Origin of the sequence: Dietzia cinnamea NBRC 102147 (assembly GCF_001571065.1) — a bacterium.
GTDB classification, from domain to species: domain Bacteria; phylum Actinomycetota; class Actinomycetes; order Mycobacteriales; family Mycobacteriaceae; genus Dietzia; species Dietzia cinnamea.
The window spans coordinates 22,941-39,188 of sequence record NZ_BCSW01000018.1 but is presented as its reverse complement, the minus strand read 5'-3'; the positions used below and the strand labels follow the sequence as shown (position 1 = coordinate 39,188).

The 16,248-nt window shown below is 70.8% G+C and carries 14 protein-coding genes and 1 riboswitch; of the genes, 13 read left to right on the top strand and 1 reads right to left on the bottom strand.

Features of this window, described 5'->3' with window-relative positions:
- Window positions 1-40: 40 nt before the first annotated feature.
- From DCI01S_RS08590 to DCI01S_RS08530, 13 genes are all read left to right on the top strand, one after another.
- Complete coding sequence (locus tag DCI01S_RS08590) at window positions 41-493, top strand: DUF350 domain-containing protein (RefSeq protein WP_061228832.1); 453 nt, start codon at window positions 41-43, stop codon at window positions 491-493.
- On the top strand, window positions 486-2,117 hold the full coding sequence (locus tag DCI01S_RS08585) for a polyamine aminopropyltransferase (protein WP_375545252.1): 1,632 nt from the start codon (window positions 486-488) through the stop codon (window positions 2,115-2,117). The genes DCI01S_RS08590 and DCI01S_RS08585 overlap by 8 nt, the downstream gene beginning before the upstream one ends.
- Before the next feature lie 155 nt (window positions 2,118-2,272).
- On the top strand, window positions 2,273-3,412 hold the full coding sequence (locus tag DCI01S_RS08580) for a hypothetical protein (RefSeq protein ID WP_061228850.1): 1,140 nt from the start codon (window positions 2,273-2,275) through the stop codon (window positions 3,410-3,412).
- A gap of 117 nt (window positions 3,413-3,529) precedes the next feature.
- On the top strand, window positions 3,530-5,797 hold the full coding sequence (gene secA2, locus DCI01S_RS08575) for an accessory Sec system translocase SecA2 (protein ID WP_232303043.1): 2,268 nt from the start codon (window positions 3,530-3,532) through the stop codon (window positions 5,795-5,797).
- Window positions 5,794-6,558 carry a CDP-alcohol phosphatidyltransferase family protein gene (locus DCI01S_RS08570; protein WP_007629038.1) on the top strand — a complete coding sequence of 255 codons (765 nt, stop codon included), beginning with the start codon at window positions 5,794-5,796 and terminating at the stop codon, window positions 6,556-6,558. Before secA2 ends, DCI01S_RS08570 begins: the two co-directional genes overlap by 4 nt.
- A gap of 47 nt (window positions 6,559-6,605) precedes the next feature.
- Window positions 6,606-7,010 (top strand): glycine cleavage system protein GcvH, encoded by a 405-nt coding sequence (gene gcvH / locus DCI01S_RS08565; protein ID WP_061228829.1) that lies wholly within the window; start codon window positions 6,606-6,608, stop codon window positions 7,008-7,010.
- Between the two features lie 122 nt (window positions 7,011-7,132).
- Window positions 7,133-7,552 (top strand): oxoglutarate dehydrogenase inhibitor Odhl, encoded by a 420-nt coding sequence (odhI, locus tag DCI01S_RS08560; RefSeq protein WP_174521542.1) that lies wholly within the window; start codon window positions 7,133-7,135, stop codon window positions 7,550-7,552.
- On the top strand, window positions 7,549-8,286 hold the full coding sequence (ftsR, locus tag DCI01S_RS08555) for a transcriptional regulator FtsR (protein ID WP_061228828.1): 738 nt from the start codon (window positions 7,549-7,551) through the stop codon (window positions 8,284-8,286). Before odhI ends, ftsR begins: the two co-directional genes overlap by 4 nt.
- Before the next feature lie 79 nt (window positions 8,287-8,365).
- Complete coding sequence (locus DCI01S_RS08550; protein WP_061228849.1) at window positions 8,366-8,866, top strand: bifunctional nuclease family protein; 501 nt, start codon at window positions 8,366-8,368, stop codon at window positions 8,864-8,866.
- A gap of 237 nt (window positions 8,867-9,103) precedes the next feature.
- The gene (locus DCI01S_RS08545) at window positions 9,104-9,745 is read left to right on the top strand and encodes a MerR family transcriptional regulator (RefSeq protein ID WP_061228827.1); all 642 of its coding nucleotides are present in this window, start codon (window positions 9,104-9,106) and stop codon (window positions 9,743-9,745) included.
- A gap of 34 nt (window positions 9,746-9,779) precedes the next feature.
- Window positions 9,780-9,876, top strand: a riboswitch (glycine riboswitch).
- 177 nt (window positions 9,877-10,053) lie between these two features.
- Window positions 10,054-12,930: an aminomethyl-transferring glycine dehydrogenase gene (gene gcvP / locus DCI01S_RS08540; protein ID WP_061228826.1), complete on the top strand. Its 2,877-nt coding sequence runs from the start codon at window positions 10,054-10,056 to the stop codon at window positions 12,928-12,930.
- 63 nt (window positions 12,931-12,993) lie between these two features.
- Entirely contained in the window at window positions 12,994-13,797 is an 804-nt protein-coding gene (locus DCI01S_RS08535) for an 8-oxoguanine DNA glycosylase OGG fold protein (protein ID WP_061228825.1), read from the top strand.
- Between the two features lie 9 nt (window positions 13,798-13,806).
- Window positions 13,807-14,655 (top strand): alpha/beta fold hydrolase, encoded by an 849-nt coding sequence (locus DCI01S_RS08530; RefSeq protein WP_061228824.1) that lies wholly within the window; start codon window positions 13,807-13,809, stop codon window positions 14,653-14,655.
- A gap of 16 nt (window positions 14,656-14,671) precedes the next feature.
- Here DCI01S_RS08530 and DCI01S_RS08525 read toward each other — a convergent pair whose 3' ends face one another.
- Window positions 14,672-16,228, bottom strand: coding sequence for a fatty acyl-CoA synthetase (locus tag DCI01S_RS08525; protein WP_061228823.1), 1,557 nt, complete (start codon window positions 16,226-16,228; stop codon window positions 14,672-14,674).
- Window positions 16,229-16,248 lie beyond the last annotated feature (20 nt).

Genomic DNA, 16,248 nt, shown 5'->3' with positions numbered 1-16,248 from the left:
GCGAGACGCCCTCTCACTACCCGAAACCCGAGGAGACACGGTGACATTCGCCGCCGGACCCGCCGACCACGTACCCGAACTGTTGGACGGGATCGGGGTGTCGCTGGCCTACTTCGGCGTCGGCGCCCTGGTCCTCACGCTCGGGTTCGTCATGCTCGATCTGCTCACGCCCGGAAGCCTGCGACACCACGTGTTCGTCGACCACCGTCCCAACGCGGCCGCGCTGTTCGCGGCCTCGGCGATCTCCCTCGCGATCATCGTCGTCACGGTGATGACGAACGCGTCGGACTCTCTCGTGCTGGGGCTGATCGACGTCGCCGTCTACGGCCTGCTCGGGGTGATCTTCCAGGCCGTCACGCTGGTGATCCTGGAACTGCTGGTCCCCGGTCGATTCCGCGACCTCGTCAGCGCCCCACGGTTCAGCACCACCGTGCTCGCCGTCGCCGCCACGCTGCTCGCCGTCGCCGCCGTCAACGCGGCCGCCATTGCCTGACGAGGTCCGCACGGCGGACCCCGTGCGGACCGGGGCCGAGCCCGCCGGACGTCCCGCGCCGCGTGCGGGCCGCTGGTGGCGCCCGATCGTCCTGGCCTCCGTCGCCGCGTGCGCCGCCTGCGGGCTGATCTACGAACTCGCTCTCCTCACGCTCGCGACCACCGTCCAGGGCGGCGGGATCGTCGCCACGAGTCTCGTGGTGGCCGGGTACGTCGCGGCCCTCGGTCTCGGCGCGCTGCTGGCCAAGCCGTTCGTCGACCGCCCGGCGTCGAGTTTCATCGGCGTCGAGGCGACGCTGGGGCTCGTCGGAGGAGTATCGGCGACAGCCCTCTACGTGACGTTCACGACCCTCGGGTCGGACGCGGCATCTATGGTCACGCTCGTGGTGGCCACCGCCGCGATCGGGATGCTGGTGGGCGCAGAGGTCCCGCTGCTCATGTCCCTGCTGCAGACCGGTCGGCGGACCGGGTCGGCCGAAGCCGGTCGGGTGCTGGCCGATCTCAACGCCGCCGACTACCTGGGCGCGCTCGTCGGGGGACTGCTGTGGCCGTTCCTGCTCGTGCCGTCGTTAGGGATGCAGCAGGCCGCCGCCATCACGGGGTTGGTCAACGTCGCCGCCGCGGCGGTGTTGCTCACGCTCGCGTTACGGGGCCTGCTGTCCCGGGCGCAGACCGTCGTCGCGGCGCTGTCGCTGACACTGGTCGCGGCCCTGCTGGGCACGCTGGTCGTCGCTCTCGACGGCGTCACCGAGTGGTCGAGGGCCAAGCTCTACCCGGACCCGGTGCTCTCCCACACCCAGTCCGCGTACCAGGAGATCGTCGTCACCAGGGCGCGTTACAACGGGCGTACCGACCGCCGACTGTACCTCGACGGCACCCTCCAGTACTCGAGCCTCGACGAGTACCGGTACACCGAGGCGTTGGTCCAGCCCGCCGTGGCGAACCGGCCCGGCGACGTCCTGGTGCTCGGGGGCGGCGACGGTCTGGCGGCCCGGGACCTCCTGGCCGTGCCCGGGGTCCGGCGGGTGGTCCAGGTGGAGCTCGACCCGGCCGTTCTGGATATCGCCCGCACCGAACTGCTCCCGGACAACCGGGGGTCTCTCGACGACCCGCGGGTGGAGGTCGTGGTGGACGACGCCTTCGCGTGGCTGCGCCGGGGCGGCGACAGGGCGGTGCCGCCGGGCGGTTTCGGGGCGGTGCTCGTGGATCTGCCCGACCCGCGCAACGCCGCCCTGTCCCGCCTGTACTCCGAGGAGTTCTACGGCCTCGTACGCGGGGTGACCGGCGAGAACGGTCTGATGGTCGTCCAGTCGGGGAGCCCGTTCTCCACGCCGCGGCAGTTCTGGAGGACGGTGGCCACGGTGGGCTCGGCCGGGTGGGGGACGACCCCGTATCACGTCCATGTCCCGACGTTCGGGGACTGGGGCTTCGTCCTGGCCTCGGCCGACGGTGACGCCCCGGATCTCCGGCTACGCCCCGACGTCGGTGGACTGAGGTTCCTCGACCCCGGAACCCTCGAGGCCGCCGGCCGCTTCGGGCGCGACGTGGCGCCGATGCGGCTCGAGCCCTCCACACTCGACCGGCCACGGATCCTCGACGACGCCCGGCTGGGCTATGAACGGTGACCGACGCGGCGCCGGTGCGCGGCCCGCGGGGGAACACGGTGCGCGGCCCGCGGGGGAACACGGGGCGTGGCCCGCGGGGGAACACGGGGCGCGGCCCGACCGTTGTACCCCGATGAAGGCGGGCCGACAGAGTGGACACGGGCGAGGAGGGGCACATGGCGGATGAGCGCGGGCCACGGACCGCACGGGACCGGATCGTGTCCGATGTCGACCTCATGTGCCGGGGCGAGGGCCGACCACCGGTCGCCGAGCTGTCCGACCGGTCGGCGTTGCTCGTCGCCTGCGGCCTCGTCGAACCGCGGATCTGCGATGTGGTGCTGGCCCGGCTCCACCGCAACCTCCCGTTCCCCACGGTCGGTGGTTTCCACCAGGTGCGCATCATCGAGGAGCAACGGCACGATCTGAGGAGGACGATCGACAGCCCCGCGCCGTCGATGCTGCGGATGGCCCTCCGCACCCGCCTGGCCGACCTCGACCGCAGATACCTGGTGATGCGCACGGGCTTCACCCGGGGGACCGGGGTGTGGGCGTTCCGGGTCAAGGACATCCGCGCCGACCGCCGCCGCGGCGTGCATCTGGACACCGATGACCGCGGGCGGCTCTTCGACGCGCTGGCCTCGACGCCGACCATGGCGCCGGTGCCCCTGGTGCCCCGAACGCTCGGCGAACTGGGCACGGTCGCCGCGGCCTACGGCCAGCGCGAGATGGGCCGGGTGGTGCTGCCGCAGCGCGTGCAGAACGCAGTCGCGTCGCTACCGTCGCTGCCACGGATCCGCGCGGACCGTCGCCGGATCCCGGAGATGTACACCGCGATGTTGATGGAGGTGGGCGGGCTCTACGACCGGCTACAACGGGCGTACGGCCGGGGCGGACGCGCGGTGGAGGAGATCCGCCTGCAGTTCGACGCCGAGACCGAGGTCGTGGGACTCGCGGGTGATCTGTGCCGACTGCGCGAGGCCTCCGCCTCGGCGGGTGTGCCTCCGGCTCGCGACGGCTTCACCACGCTGACCGGACTCGGCGCCTCCATCGACGGAGTGTGGGCCGAGGTGGTCGATCGCGCGGTCGCGTTCCGTGAGCTCGTCGAGTCGGTGGAGACCCGCGCCGAGACCGCGGTGGCCGAGGCGGAGAGGCTCGCCGGAATCGCCCGCGACAACGGCGTCCGGCCCCCGACCGCAGCCCACCGCCCGACGCCCGCCGACCTCGCGGCCGAGCACCTCGCGGCGCGCGCGGGGGACCGGATGCTCTCGACCGAGGCCATGCGCCGACTACGGGGGCAGATCGACCCCGATCGCTGATGCGGCGACCGGCGGGCCGCGGCCCCGACGGTGCCGGGCCCTGCGTACGGTGGGGGCAACTGTTCGTGACCGGGAAGGACTCCACGCGTGGGACTGGCCAACCGCTTCTGGAAGCTGATGGGCTCCACCCAGGGACGCGACACGTCGCGCGCCCAGAGCGCGGTCGAGGCCTCGCACGGGTTGGACGACTGGGCGGCGGGACTCGACGACGGCGAGTTCGCGGACGCCGCCCACGGCCTGCGCCTCTTCGGTGATGCGCCGGAGGATCTCGCGCGGTTCCTCGCCCTGGCGAGGGAGGCGGCCGGCCGGGCCGTCGGCCTACGCCCGTTCGACGTACAGCTCCAGGGCGCTCTCCGGATGTTCGCCGGCGACGTCGTGGAGATGGCCACGGGCGAGGGCAAGACGCTGTCCGGCGCCGTGGCGGCGGCCGGGTACGCACTGCAGGGACACACCGTCCACGTCATCTCGGTCAACGACTACCTCGCGGCCCGCGACGCCCGGTGGATGGGACCGATGCTCGAGCTGCTGGGCCTGTCGGTCGGCCACGTCACGGAGTCGTCGACGCGTGACGAGCGCCGCGCGGCCTACGCCTGCGACATCACCTACGGTTCGGTGTCCGAGATCGGGTTCGACGTCCTGCGCGAGCAACTCGTGACCGATCCCGCCGACCTCATCTCGCCGACCACCGACGTCGCCCTCGTGGACGAGGCGGACTCCGTCCTGGTCGACGAGGCGTTGGTTCCCCTGGTGCTCGCGGGATCCACGTCCGGTGAGGCGCCGACGGGGGAGGTCCTGGCGGCGGTGCGGAAGCTACGACCCGGCCGCCACTACGAGACGGATTCAGAGCGTCGCAACATCTTCCTCACCGACGACGGGGCGGAGGCCATCGAAACCGAACTCGGGATCGAGGACCTCTACGACGCCGACCACGTCGGCACGACCCTGGTCCAGGTCAACGTCGCCCTGCACGCGTGCTTCCTGTTGCGCAGGGACGTCGACTACATCGTCCGCGAGGGCCGGGTCCAGCTCGTCAACGCCTCCCGTGGACGCGTGGCCGAACTCCAGCGATGGCCGGACGGGCTCCAGGCCGCGGTGGAGGCCAAGGAGGGCGTCGCGGTCTCCGAGGCGGGACAGATCCTCGACAGCCTCACGGTCCAGGCGTTCATCGGCCGATATGACAAGGTGTGCGGCATGACCGGCACCGCGCTGGCCGCAGGTGCGCAGCTGCGCGAGTTCTACTCCCTCGGGGTGTCCCAGATCGAGCCGAACACGCCCAACATCCGTGTCGACGAAGCCGACCGCACCTACATCGACAACGACAGCAAGAACCGCGCGCTGGTCGAGCACATCGCCGCCGTCCACGCCACCGGGCAGCCGGTGCTGGTCGGCACCCACGACGTGGCCGAGTCCGAGGCGTTGGCAGCCCGGCTCGCGGAAAAGGGCGTCCGGTGCTCGGTTCTCAACGCCAAGAACGACGAGGAGGAGGCGTCCATCATCGCGGAGGCCGGCGACGTCGGGCACGTCACCGTCTCCACGCAGATGGCCGGCCGCGGGACGGACATCCGGCTCGGCGGATCCGACGAGGCCCGGCGCGACGAGGTCGTCGCGCTCGGCGGACTCCACGTCGTGGGCACGGGCCGGCACCGCACCGAGCGGCTGGACAACCAACTGCGGGGCCGGGCCGGGCGTCAGGGCGATCCGGGCAGTTCTGTCTTCTTCGCAGCGATGGACGATCCGGTGGTGACGTCGGCGCTCGAGCCGGAGAAGATCCCCACCGCCCACGACAGGATCACCGGGCTGCTCAAGGGCAATCGGGGGCGGGACGCCGTCGACCACGCGCAGCGGGTCACCGAGGGGCAGATGCTGGAGATCCACGCCAACACCTGGCGGTACAGTCGGCTCCTCGCCGAGCAGCGCGAGATCCTCGCCGAGCGCAGGAGCGCTCTGCTCCGCACGGAGAAGGCGTTCGAGGAGCTCACCGCGCATGATCCCGAGCGGAGTGCGCGGCTGGTGGAGGCACACGGACGCGACGCGGTGGTCCGGGGGTGCCGCGAGATCATGCTGTGGCACCTCGACCGTGGCTGGGCTCGTCACCTGGAGACGATGACCGACGTCCGCGAGTCGATCCACCTCCGCGCCCTCGGCCGGGAGAACCCCCTCGACGAATTCCACCGCATCGCGATCGACCACTTCCGCGATCTCGCGGCAGACGCGGTCCGCGAGTCGGAGGCCACGTTCGCGGAGATCGAGTTCACTGCCGACGGAGTCGATCTGGAGGCCAATTCCATGGCGCGCCCCACGTCGACCTGGACGTACATGGTGCACGACAACCCGATGGCTGCCGGCGGTAGCGTCTTCTCCGGGATGATGTCGACGTTCCGATGAGTGCGGCACGCGAGGGAGGGCGCGAGACCGACCTGAGGGAGTGGCGAACCGGCGAGGCTCGGGTTCTGGGCGCCCGCATCCCGCCACCGCGGGGCGGGCATCTGTCCGCGGCGGTCCCGCCCGGCCTGGGGCCCGAGAGCCCATCGCGCGACCCGCGGGTCAGCGACCGCTTCTGGACCCTGCCCAACGCGATCTCGCTGGGTCGGATCGCCCTCATCCCCGTGCTGATCGTCAGCATCCTCGTGTGGGACGACGCGATGCTGGCGCTGTGGCTCCTCGGCGTCCTGGTCGTCTCGGACTGGCTGGACGGCAAGATCGCGCGACTGTGGAACATGCGCTCGACGTGGGGGGAGCGGCTCGACCCCATCGCCGACCGGATCCTCGTGGCGGCGGTTCCGGTCACGTTCGCGCTGGCGGGTTTCATCCCCGCGTGGATCGTCGTCGTGCTCGTCGCCCGCGACCTGCTGCTGGTGACCACCCTGCCGGTCTACCGCCGGCGCGGCCTCGACCCGGAGGTCACGTACCTCGGCAAGGCGGCGACGTTCGCGCTGTTCTGGTCGTTCCCCTTGCTGCTGGCCGGCTACGCGGACGCGCCCGGCGGCGAGGGGTTCCAGATCATCGGCGAGGCATGCCTCTACTGGGGTGTCGGTCTGTACGTCTGGAGCGGTGGCATCTACCTGTGGCAGGCACTGAACATCGTCCGCGCGGTTCCCCTCCGCCGGGCTCGATCGGCTGCTGTGGGCGGGCGCGACGGTGTGTAATGTCGCCAGATGGAATTCGTAGTGAGCCACTCGAGAAGGGCGCGTCAGTGAGCGATCAGAACATCCCCGACCAGCTCCGGTACACCGATGAGCACGAGTGGGTGGAACGGGTGTCGGACACGCGGGTGCGTATCGGCATCACCGAGTACGCGCAGTCGAAGCTCGGCGACATCGTGTTCGTCCAGCTGCCCGACGTCGGGGGCGAGACGGAGTCGGGTGAGCCGTTCGGCGAGGTCGAGTCACCCAAGAGCGTCTCCGACCTGTACGCGCCGCTCAGCGGCAAGGTCGTCGAGGTGAACACCGCGCTCGAGACGTCCCCCGAGCTGGTCAACTCCGACCCGTACGGGGAGGGATGGATCGTCGTTCTCGAGATCGCCGATATCGAGGACCTTGAGGCCCAGCTCGAGCAGACGCTGGACTCCGACGGGTACGCGAAGATCACGGAGAGCTGAGCGGATCGCCGACGCCCCCGGACCCCGCGGGCGACGACTCCGACATAGAATCAACTGCACCGTACGGTGAGCCCGCTGACGGGCTCGGACGAGGAGAGACCAACGTGACCGAGAACAAGAACATGCCCGAGGCGACCGCCGAGACCACCTCCGTGTTCCGTGCCGAACTCCTCAACGAGTCCGATCAGCAGTCGGCGCAGTCCGATTCCGCGGTGACGGGTGTCGAGGGTCTCCCCGAGGGGCAGGCCCTGCTCGTCGTCAAGCGCGGCCCCAACGCGGGTTCGCGGTTCCTTCTCGACCAGAGCACCACCTCCGCCGGTCGTCATCCGGACAGCGACATCTTCCTCGATGACGTGACCGTGAGCCGTCGGCATGCGGAGTTCCGCAGTGAGGGCGAGACCTTCACCGTCGTCGACGTGGGCTCGCTCAACGGCACCTATGTCAACCGTGAGCCCGTCGACTCCGCGTCGCTGTCCAATGGTGACGAGGTCCAGATCGGCAAGTTCCGCCTGGTGTTCCTGACGGGTACGCCCGGGCAGTGACAGCCGCCGGACAGGGCGCCCCGAAAGAGGAGGAGTTCCTCTCCATCGGAGGTGTCATCGCACTTCTGAGTCCGGAGTTCCCGGACCTCACGGTGTCGAAGGTCCGGTTCCTCGAGAACGAGGGGCTGGTCACCCCTGAGCGCACGGCGAGCGGTTACCGGCGCTTCAGCGTCGAGGATCGGGAGCGCCTGCGGTACGTCCTGACCGCCCAGCGCGACAGGTACCTGCCGTTGAAGGTGATCCGCCAGGAGCTCGACGCCCTCGACGCGGCGATCGCCGACGGGTCGACCACGGCGCTCCGGCCGCGGCCCGGCGCAGACGGCGTGCCCGGGTCGACGCCGGACGATTTCCGCAGCGACACCGTCAAGCGTCTCACCCGGGAGAACGTCATCGAACAGTCCGGCGTCGACGCCGGGCTCGTGGACGCTCTCGTCGACGCCGGCCTGATCGCCGCGGGGCCCGGTGGGTTCTATGATCCCGAGGCGGTCCTCATCGCCCGCACCGCGCACGATCTCGCCACCCACGGGGTGGACGTACGCCACCTGCGGAGCTTCAGGACCGCGGCCGATCGTCAGACCGGGCTGATCACCCAGATCGCCGGCCCGGTAGCCCGCCAGGGCGACGCGGACGCCCGGGACCGGGCCGCCGAGCTGGCGCGGGAGATCGCCGCACTGTCGGTGTCGTTGCACTCGACCCTGGTGACCGTGGCCGTGAGGCACGCACTGGAGCCCTGAGGGCCCCGCGTCCGCTCGCGCCGAACCGGATCAGGGCTACGCTGGTGACGTGGGAGAGGCGGAGAACATGGGGAAGAACATGCGAGAGGTCGACGTCGTCGGTATCCGTTTCGAGGAGCCGGAGTACGCGCCCGTACTGATCCTGCACGAGAAGGACGGTGGGCGGTACGTGCCGATCTGGATCGGCGCGTCCGAGGCCGCGGCGATCAGTCTCCAGCAGCAGGGGGTCCAGCCGAGCAGGCCGTTGACCCACGACCTGCTGGCCACGCTTCTCGAGACGTTCTCCCACCCTCTGGAGAAGGTCGAGATCATCGGGGTGTCGGAGGGGACGTTCTTCGCGGAACTGGTGTTCGCGAACACCCGTGTGTCGGCGCGCCCGTCCGACGCGGTCGCTGTCGCGCTCCGCACGGCCTCGCCCGTCCTGGTCAGTCCCGAGGTGCTCGACGAGGTCGGCATCTCGCTCGTCGAGCAGGGCGAGGAAGAGGTCGAGGCCTTCCGTGAGTTCCTGGACCAGGTGAGCCCGGACGACTTCCTCGGAGGCGGCGGGCCGGCCGAGAATCCCGGCGGATCCACCTCCTGAGCAGCGGATTCGGCGGTCCCTCCAGTCACTGCTGCACCAACTCGCAGGTGACGAATGAGCCTAAAGTTCAACTTGAGGTTGAGGTTTACCGCGTGTCCTATTGATAGTGGACCGCGGCGGGCATAGCGTTGCCCCCAGTGAACTACACCGATGGTGTTCACGCGTCCAGGATCCGGGTCTCGTCCCGGTACCGTGCCGCCCCGAACGAGGCGGCACCCGCAGCTTGAGGGAGCAATCGTGGCCGACCACACCCGGGTCTCGGAGCCGTCCGACGCCGTACCGAACACGCCGAGCCTCTTCGGTGACGCCGTCGAGGGGACGCAGGCGTCCTTCGACGAGGTGCAGCCCGGACTGTTCCCCGACGACGGGATCCCGGACGGCACCAGCGGGTACCGGGTGCCCATCGCGTGCCAGATCGCCGGTATCACCTACCGTCAGCTCGACTACTGGGCACGCACCGACCTCGTCGTGCCGTCGATCCGGAACGCCGCCGGATCGGGCAGCCAGCGCCTCTACTCGTTCAAGGACATCCTGGTCCTCAAGATCGTCAAGCAGCTGCTGGACACCGGGATCTCCCTGCAGAACATCCGCAAGGCCGTCGATCAGATCAGGTCGCGGGGTGTGGAGGACCTGGCCACCATCACCCTGTTCTCCGACGGCCGGACCGTATTCGAGTGCACGTCCAAGGAGGAGGTCTTCGACCTGCTCCAGGGCGGCCAGGGGGTGTTCGGCATCGGGATCGGCGGCGCGATGCGTGAGCTCGCCGGCTCGATCTCCGAGTTCCCCGCGGAGACGGTGACCGAGGACGACATCGTCGCGCCCGTGGAGGACGAGCTCGCCGCTCGCCGCCGGGCCCGCGCCTCACGCCGTACCGGCTAGTCGGCCGTCGTCGTCTAGACTCGGCGGTGCGTTCACGCGTCCCACGGGAGAGCTCCGCGGCCATGGCCGCGGGCGCCGAAGGAGCAACTCCTCTCCGAGAATCTCTCAGGCACCCGGACCGTGCGGTCGTCGAACGCCTCTGGAGAGCGGTGGAACAGACCACCCGCCCACGGGGAAAGCGGGGGTCCGTCGTGAGGGTCCCGCGAATCTCTCAGGCGCCGGCACCCGTCCGGCAGGGGACAGAGCGGAGAGGGAGCACCGGCCCGCAGGCCGCCTGTCCGGGCGGCCCCGCCACCTGAGGAGCACCTGTGACGACGACCCCCCACACTGCCCGGACCGGAGGCGAGTTCGTCGCCCGCCATCTGGGCCCCGATGCCGACGGACTCGCGCGGATCCTGGACACCATCGGCGTCGGCTCCCTGGACGAGCTCGCCGAGCGCGCCGTCCCCTCGGTCATCCTCGACGAGGTCGGCTCGGACGGACGGGCGGCAGGCATCAACGCGCTCCCGGAGCCGCTGTCGGAAGCCGACACCCTCGCGGCGCTGCGGGCGCTGGCCGACCGCAACACCGTCGCGGTGTCCATGATCGGGCAGGGCTACTACGACACCCTCACGCCGCCGGTGCTGATTCGCAACATCATCGAGAGCCCGGCCTGGTACACCGGCTACACCCCGTACCAGCCGGAGATCAGCCAGGGCCGTCTCGAGGCGCTGCTGAACTTCCAGACGATGGTCTCGGACCTGACCGGCATGGACATGGCCAACGCCTCCATGCTCGACGAGGGGACCGCCGCGGCCGAGGCCATGACGATGCTGCGACGGGCCAACCGCTCGTCCAAGAGCCCCCGCTTCGCCGTCGACGCCGACATCTTCCCCCAGACCGCGGCGATCCTCGCCACCCGCGCCGAGCCCCTCGGCATCGAACTGGTCACGGCGAACCTCGTCGACGACGGGCTCCCGGACGGCGAGTTCTTCGGGGCCCTGGTCCAGACCCCCGGTGCCTCCGGCCGCGTCGCCGACGTGGCGCCCCTCATCGAGAAGTGCCACGAGCGCGGCGTCATGGTCGCCGCGGGCGTCGACCTGCTGGCCGCGACGGTCCACACGCCGGCGGGGGAGAAGGGCGCGGACGCGTGCTTCGGCACCACGCAGCGGTTCGGCGTCCCCATGGGTTTCGGCGGGCCCCACGCCGGGTTCCTGGCGTGTCGCTCCGCGCACGCACGCAATCTCCCCGGCCGGCTGGTCGGTGTCTCGACGGACGAGGACGGGCGCGTCGCCTACCGACTGGCCCTGCAGACGCGGGAGCAGCACATCCGTCGCGAGAAGGCCACGTCCAACATCTGTACCGCGCAGGTCCTGCTGGCCGTCCTCGCGGCGATGTACGCCTCCTACCACGGCGCGGAGGGCCTCACGGCCATCGCCCGGCGCGTCCACGCCCATGCCGCCGCGCTCGCCGACGGACTCCGCGCCGCCGGGGTGGAGGTGCTGCACGACGCGTTCTTCGACACCGTCCGCGCCCGCGTGCCGGGCCGCGCCGACGAGGTGCTCGGCGCTGCCGCCGCGCGCGGCGTGAACCTGTGGAAGGTCGACGACGACACGGTGTCCGTCTCGTGTGACGAGGCCACCACCGCCGAGCACGTGGGGATCGTCCTCGACGCGTTCGGTGCCGACGCCGCCCGCACCGAGATCACGGTCGACCCGACCCACGGTGACCGCACGAGCGAGTTCCTGCAGCACGAGGCGTTCGTCCGCTACCGCACCGAGACGGCCATGCTGCGGTACCTCAGGGCGCTGTCCGATAAGGACATGGCGCTGGACCGGACCATGATCCCGCTCGGTTCGTGCACCATGAAGCTCAACGCCACCACCGAGATGGAACCGATCACGTGGCCGGAGTTCAACCGGCTCCACCCCTTCGCTCCGGCCGAGCAGACCGCCGGGATCCGCGAGCTGATCGGAGACGTCGAGCAGTGGCTGGTCGACATCACCGGTTACGCCGCCGTCAGCCTCCAGCCCAACGCCGGCAGCCAGGGCGAGTACGCGGGCCTGCTGGCCATCCGCGAGTACCACCGCTCCCGCGGCGACGACGACCGGACGGTCTGCCTCATCCCGTCCTCGGCGCACGGGACGAACGCGGCGTCGGCCGTGATGGCCGGCATGAAGGTGGTCGTGGTGGCCTGCCGCGAGAACGGCGACGTGGACGTCGACGACCTGCGGGCGAAGGTCGACAAGCACGGTTCCGAGCTGGCGGCGATCATGATCACCTACCCGTCGACCCACGGCGTGTACGAGCACGACATCGAGGACATCTGCGCGATCGTCCACGACGCGGGCGGCCAGGTCTACATCGACGGCGCGAACCTCAACGCGCTCGTGGGCGTCGCGCGTCCGGGCCGGTTCGGCGGCGACGTGAGCCACCTGAACCTGCACAAGACCTTTTGCATCCCGCACGGTGGCGGCGGACCGGGCGTCGGTCCGGTGGCTGTAGCCGAGCACCTGCGCGAGTTCCTCCCCGGCCATCCGCACGAGTCCGGGCTGGGCTCGGGCGGCGCGGTCTCGGCGGCGGCCTTCGGCTCCGCGTCGATCTTGCCGATCACCTGGGCCTACATCCGGATGATGGGCGCAGACGGCCTGCGCACGGCCACGCTGACCGCGATAGCGAGCGCCAACTACCTGGCCCGACGCATCGGCGAGCAATTCCCGGTCCTGTACTCCGGCGAGGGGGGCTGGGTCGCGCACGAGTGCATCCTCGACCTGCGCCCGCTCATCGACTCGGTCGGCATCTCGATCGACGACGTCGCCAAGAGGCTTGCCGACTACGGGTTCCACGCGCCCACCATGAGCTTCCCGGTGCCCAACACCCTGATGGTGGAGCCGACGGAGAGCGAGGACCTGGCCGAGCTCGACGCGTTCTGCGAGGCGATGGCGGCCATCCGCGCGGAGATCGACCGCGTCGCCGCCGGCGAGTGGACCGTGGAGGACAACCCGCTGCGCGGTGCGCCCCACACGGCCGAGAGCGTCTCCACCGACGAGTGGGACCACGCGTACCCGCGCAGTGTCGCCGGCTATCCCCTCGGTTCGGCCTGGCGGCCGAAGGTCTGGCCCGCCGTCCGCCGGATCGACGGCGCGCACGGAGACCGGAACCTCGTCTGCTCCTGCCCGCCCCTCGAGGCGTTCGCGCAGGACTGAGCGGCGGCCGCGGCCGGGCTCGGGGTCCGGGAAGTGTCGTACCCGTATGACACCGTGCGGGGCATGACCACCACCGGACCCCGCCTCGCGCCCGAACTACCCGCGGACTGTCTCGACTGGTGCCGCGCCCAGCCGCCCGCCCTGCTCGTCGCGGACGAGTACGTGGAGATCGACCTCGACCGCTGGAACCTCCGGCTCGCGGAGAGGGGGATCGACCTTCGTCTCGTCGCGGGAGGGCCCGACGGCGGGATCGTGCAGTCCGGGTCGGGCTACCTGCGCAGGAGTGATCTGTGGGCGGCGGGCCGCCGCGCCCGCGGTAGCCTGGAGGAATCCGTGGTGACGCTCTACATGTGCGCGGCCTGGCTATCCGCCCACCCGCTGCGGTCCGGCGTGAGGCGGGGGCTACCCGACTTCCGTGTCCCCGCCAGGGACCGTGCCGGGTGGCGTTCGGTGTCACCCCATGGTTTTCCCCTGGTGCTGCACGAGGTCGTGGACTGGCTCGACGCGCCGGTGGAGGCCATGAACCTGCTGCGTCACGGCGCGCCCGGGGGCGCGGGCCGCGGCGTCCCGGACCTGGGGTATCCGCTCGCCTCGCTCTACCTGTCCTCATTGGGCATGGCGTGGTCTGCGGAGAGCATCGTGCCGGTCGACCCCGCCGGGATCGGGACTCTGGTGCACGCCGGGTGGACCGAGATCGAGTCCTCCGCGCGGCTGACGCCCCGGCGCTACCAGCGTTACCTCGACGTGGTCGCCACGTGGGCGAGCGAGGCCGCGGTCGATCCGCTGGTAGTGGAGATGTGGCTGGTCCACGACTGGAACGAACGGCGCGCCCGGGAAGTCGCCCGCGGTGAGCCCCGGACCGGTTAGGGTCCGCGTATGGAACCACGCACAGTCTCAGTGGACGTCCCGGTCGGCGCGCTCGACGTGCTGGTCTGGGAGGGGAACGGCGGGGCGCCGGCCGAGGAGCCGGCGCGCACGGTGCTGGCACTGCACGGTTTCCCCGAATCGGCGTGGGAGTGGAAGGGTGTCGCGGAGAGTCTCGCCGGGCAGGGCGTGCGGGTGATCGCCCCGATGCAGCGCGGGTACTCACCCGATGCCCGGCCGGAAGGCGTCGATGCGTACGCGATCGAGCACCTGGCCGACGACGCGCTGGCGGTGATGGACCGCTTCGGGCTGGAGCGCGGGCACGTCCTCGGGCACGACTGGGGCGCGTGCGTCGCGTGGTGGCTGGCCGCCCACCACGCGAGCCGGGTCGCGAGCCTCACGGCCATCTCCGTGCCGCATCTCGGGGCGTTCGGCCACGCGATCAAGTCCGATCCCGACCAGCAGGCGCGGTCGGCCTACTTCGGACTGTTCCGGCAGGAGGGCAAGGCCGAGGACGTGCTGCTCGAAGGCGGGGCCCGCCGCCTGCGCGCCATGTTCGACGGGCAGGTCCCGGACGATCTCGTGGGCCGACACCTCGAGGTGCTCGGGGACCGGTCCGCCCTGACGGGAGCGCTCAACTGGTACCGCGCGATGAGACGCTACGAGCTGCCCGACGTCTCCGTCCCCACCACCTATCTGTGGGGCGGGCAGGATCCGGCGATCGCGCGGAGCGGGGCCGAGGCGACGGCGGCCAGGATGACGGGGGAGTACCGGTTCGTCCCGCTCACCGACCGGGGCCACTGGCTGCCCGAGGAGGACCCCGCGCTGGTCGCGCGCGAGGTCCTGGAACGGCTCGGCTGACCGCCGCCCGCCCGGCTCACCCCTGCCGGAGTTCGCGCTTGAGCAACTTGCCGGACTGGTTGCGGGGCAACTCGTCGACGAACACGACGCGCTTGGGCACCTTGAACGGTGCCAGGTACTCTCGCGCGCCCGCGATGATCTCGTCCTCAGTGGCCTCCGCGCCGTCCTTGAGGACCACGACGGCGGTCACCGCTTCGATCCACTTCGGGTCGGGCGTACCGATGACCGCCACCTCCGCGACCCGCTCGTCCTGGTACACGGCGTCCTCGACCTCGCGGGAGGCCACCAGGACACCGCCGGTGTTGATGACGTCCTTGATGCGGTCGACGACCTCGATGTACCCCCCGGCGTCCCGCACGACCAGGTCCCCGGAGTGGAACCACCCGTCACGGAACGCCTCGCGGGTGGAGTCGGGCTTGTTCCAGTAGCCTCTGCACAGCTGCGGGGAGCGGTAGACCACCTCGCCCCGCTCGCCGTCGGCGACCTCGAGTCCCGACTCGTCGACCACCCGGGCCTCGACGAAGAAGACCGGTCGACCCGCGCTGGCCGGCCTGTCGTCGTGCTCCTCGGGGCGCAGGACGCAGGCGAGCGGGCCGATCTCGGACTGGCCGAAACAGTTGTAGAACCCCAGTTCCGGGTACCTGGCCCGCAGGCGCTGCAGAACGGTCACGGGCATGATCGAGGCGCCGTACTGGGCCTTGCGGAGGCTCGACAGGTCGCGACGCTCGAGGTCCGGGTGGGACGCGAGGGGGACCCAGACGGTGGGTGCGAGGAACAGGGAGCCGATCCCGTCCTCTTCGATGCGGCGCAGGATCTCGGGGACGTCAGGGGCGGCCATCAGGTGCACGGTCGCGCCCAGTGACAGATACGGCATCGCGAACACGTGCATCGCCGCGGAGTGGTAGAGCGGCATGGTCACGAGCGGCTCATCGTCGGCGGTCAGATCAAGGGACAAGATGCAGCTGAGGTACTCGTGGACCAGCGCGGAGTGGGTCATCATCGCGCCCTTGGGCCGCGAGGTGGTACCCGAGGTGTACAGCAGCTGGGCGAGGTCGTCGCCGGAGGCGAGCGAGTCGACGGGCGTGACGTCGCCGGTCTCGAGTGCGGTACCCAACACGGTGCCGTCAGGTGCCTCGCCGGCGGCGGGCTGCAGCGCGAGGGGTGTCAGGGCGGGCAGGCTGTCGAGGACCGCATCGAGAGTGGGCGCCTGGGCGGGGTCGACCAGGACGAGCGAGGCCCCCGAGTCGGTGAGCAGGTACTCGAGCTCACCCCCCGTGAGGGCGTAGTTCACGGGTACGTGGATGTAACCCGCCCGCGAGGTCGCGAGGAAGGCGATGAGGTAGGCGTCCGAGTTGACGCCGTATGCCGCGATGCGGGCGCCGTCCTCGAGACCGTGCCCGGCGAGCAGGGTGGCGACGCGGTCGACGGCGGCGTCGAGGGCGGCGTAGGTCCAGCGACGATCCGCGAAGGTCAGGGCGACGCGGTCGGGGAACCGGGACGCCGATCGGCGCAGGGTGGCGTCAATGGTGTCGGAGGCGGCGGTGGAGGGGGCGAGTGAGGGGGTGTCGGTCATGGTCTGACCTTATAGCGGCG

Excerpts from the sequence above, each read along its gene's own strand:
- DCI01S_RS08580 (WP_061228850.1), top strand. The coding sequence starts at position 2,273 with ATGGCGGATGAGCGCGGGCCACGGACCGCACGGGACCGGATCGTGTCC.
- secA2 (WP_232303043.1), top strand. The coding sequence starts at position 3,530 with ATGGGCTCCACCCAGGGACGCGACACGTCGCGCGCCCAGAGCGCGGTC.
- DCI01S_RS08570 (WP_007629038.1), top strand. The coding sequence starts at position 5,794 with ATGAGTGCGGCACGCGAGGGAGGGCGCGAGACCGACCTGAGGGAGTGG.
- odhI (WP_174521542.1), top strand. The coding sequence starts at position 7,133 with ATGCCCGAGGCGACCGCCGAGACCACCTCCGTGTTCCGTGCCGAACTC.
- DCI01S_RS08550 (WP_061228849.1), top strand. The coding sequence starts at position 8,366 with ATGCGAGAGGTCGACGTCGTCGGTATCCGTTTCGAGGAGCCGGAGTAC.
- DCI01S_RS08535 (WP_061228825.1), top strand. The coding sequence starts at position 12,994 with ATGACCACCACCGGACCCCGCCTCGCGCCCGAACTACCCGCGGACTGT.
- DCI01S_RS08530 (WP_061228824.1), top strand. The coding sequence starts at position 13,807 with ATGGAACCACGCACAGTCTCAGTGGACGTCCCGGTCGGCGCGCTCGAC.
- DCI01S_RS08525 (WP_061228823.1), bottom strand. The coding sequence starts at position 16,228 with ATGACCGACACCCCCTCACTCGCCCCCTCCACCGCCGCCTCCGACACC.